At 57.8% G+C, this 2,429-nt stretch carries 3 protein-coding genes; all 3 read right to left on the reverse strand.

What is annotated here, in order from left to right:
• Positions 1 to 22: 22 nt before the first annotated feature.
• From tnpC to ACFSUD_RS19515, 3 genes are read right to left on the reverse strand one after another with little or no spacing between them, the layout of a single operon-like run.
• On the reverse strand, positions 23 to 1,549 hold the full coding sequence (tnpC, locus tag ACFSUD_RS19505; RefSeq protein WP_386376170.1) for an IS66 family transposase: 1,527 nt from the start codon (positions 1,547 to 1,549) through the stop codon (positions 23 to 25).
• Positions 1,550 to 1,603: 54 nt separating this feature from the next.
• Positions 1,604 to 1,957, reverse strand: coding sequence for an IS66 family insertion sequence element accessory protein TnpB (gene tnpB / locus ACFSUD_RS19510; RefSeq protein WP_386376171.1), 354 nt, complete (start codon positions 1,955 to 1,957; stop codon positions 1,604 to 1,606).
• Positions 1,954 to 2,346, reverse strand: a complete 393-nt coding sequence (locus ACFSUD_RS19515) for a transposase (RefSeq protein WP_386376172.1) — start codon at positions 2,344 to 2,346, stop codon at positions 1,954 to 1,956. Before ACFSUD_RS19515 ends, tnpB begins: the two co-directional genes overlap by 4 nt.
• Positions 2,347 to 2,429 lie beyond the last annotated feature (83 nt).

Consider the following 2,429-nt stretch of genomic DNA (forward strand, 5'->3'; position numbering starts at 1 on the left):
GTAAGCGGTGCGCTGATCCCACCTATTTGACGTAATTCCACGGTAGCAGCTCGTTGATCTTGCTTTGTTTGTGGCCAGCGACGATGCCTGTGAGCATATTGGTCAGATAGGCGTGCGGATCGACATCGTTTAATTTGCAGGTCTCGATCAAGGAAGCGATTACCCCCCAGTTTGCGGCTCCGGCGTCGTGGCCAGCGAAGAGTGCGTTCTTGCGGTTCAGAGCTATGGGACGGATCGTGCGTTCCACTGCGTTGCTGTCCATTTCGAGGCGGCCGTCAGTCAGAAACAGGCACAGTCCATCCCAGTATTTCGCGATGTATTTGAGCGCTTCACCCAAAGGGGCTTTGGCAGACAGCCGCGCGCGGTTGGTCGTGAGCCACTCCTCAAACGCGGCGATCAACGGTGCTGATCGGTCTTGCCGTGCTGCCAATCGCACCTCGGGTGCCAGGCCTCGGATATCCTTTTCGATCCGGTAGAGCGCAGCGATCTGTTTCAGCCCGTCTTCGGCGATGGGGGCAGTGCCAGATTGTGCAACTTCGTGCAGTTTGCGGCGTGCGTGGGCCCAACAGTAGGCCAGCGCAACCCTATCATCGACACGTTTGAGTAGGCGATTGTATCCCGCATACCCGTCCACTTGGAGGATGCCGGAGAAGCCTTTCAAAATGTCATCGGCATATTGGCCGGAACGCCCCGGCGCATATGCAAAGGCGACGCCCGGTGGGGCTGCTCCACACCATGGCCGATCATCACGCGCAAGGGCCCAGAAGTAACCAGTTTTGGTTTTGCGTTTGCCCGGGTCGAGCACTGGTGCTCTTGTTTCATCCATGAACAGTTTGGTTGAGCGTTTCAGATCAGCCATTAACGCATCGAAGACCGGACGGAGTTCATAAGCTGCCTTGCCGACCCATCCTGCGAGGGTGGAGCGATCCAGATCGATGCCTTGGCGGCTGTAAATCTGTGCTTGGCGATACAACGGCAAGTGATCCGCGTATTTGCTGACAAGAACATGCGCCACCGTTGCCTCTGTCGGCATGCCACCAGGGATAAGCCGGGCGGGTGCGGGTGCCTGAACAACCCCATTGGTGCAGGACCGACATGCATACTTTGGGCGGCGGGTAACGATCACACGGAACTGAGCGGGGACGATGTCCAATCGTTCAGACGTATCCTCACCAATCATATGGCGTTCAGCACCGCAGCCGCAGGTCATGCTATCGGGCGTAATCACTTCTTCAATACGTAGTAAATGTTTGGGGAGTGAGCCACGGTTGGTATTGCGCGGTTTTGTCGGGCGCGATGCAGGTGGATCCACCGCGTCATCTTCAGCGTGGACCACCGCCATCGCCGTTTCGATGTCTTCCAGCGCCAGCTCAAACTGCTCGGGATCGGCCTTCTCGGACCGTGCGCCAAACAGGGCCCGCTTGAAGTCAGCAACCAGTTTCTCCAACTGATCGATACGATCCTGCTTGCGCAGATTGCGGTCCTCTGAGGCGGCAAGCAGCGCCTTGAGGGCCTCAATATCATTAGGGAGATCGGCAGGTTTTGACATGGGGAATGACTACCATTTCCTGCACCTCGGCACCCCTGCAAAAGACGGCCTGATTCACTCTGCCGCAGTCGGCGGACGCACTGACAAAGCCCTTACTTTGCGCCAGTCCAATCCCGAGAACAGCGCTTCAAACTGGGCGTGGTTTAGGGCCATCAGGCCATCCTTGATGGCAGGCCAAGTGAAGGTGTGTTCTTCGAGCCGCTTATAAGCCATGACCAACCCGGTGCCGTCCCAATACAGCAGCTTCAGCCGATCTGCGCGTTTCGAGCGGAACACAAATACGATCCCAGTGAAGGGATCCTTGCGCAACTCGTTCTTAACCAGCGCTGCCAGCCCGTCATGACCTTTTCGGAAGTCGACAGGCTTGGTGGCCACAACGATCCGCACTCGGTTCGAAGGGAACATCATGAGGGCGCATTCAAGGCACGGACAATCTCGGCAATGCGGGCTGCTGATGTGGTTGCGACCAATCGCACATGGACGCTGCCACAGATAAGATCCAATGGCGGTGGTGCAGGTTCAGGTGCCGTCTCAACATCGTCGCGCACAACCAATGCTGCAAAACTTGGCCCCTCAGGAACAGCGGGCAGAACCAGCTTGCCCTCCCGCGCCATGCGCCGCCATTCCGACAAATGATTGGCCCGCATGTCATACCGCTGCGCAACTGCGCACACCGAGGCACCCTCCACCAGCGTCTCGGCCACAATCTGCGCCTTCACCGCATCCGGCCACCGGCGGTGACCGCGCGGCCCCACAATCATATCAATGTTACTGAGAAACTCCGTTGAGCGCTCCATGGAGAAACTCCCTGATAATCCATCCATTAGGGCCGAATCTCAGATCAGGCGATCACAAGGAAGGTGGGGGCGGCGCACCGCTT

It is taken from the genome of Sulfitobacter aestuarii (assembly GCF_042685005.1).
GTDB classification, from domain to species: domain Bacteria; phylum Pseudomonadota; class Alphaproteobacteria; order Rhodobacterales; family Rhodobacteraceae; genus Sulfitobacter; species Sulfitobacter aestuarii.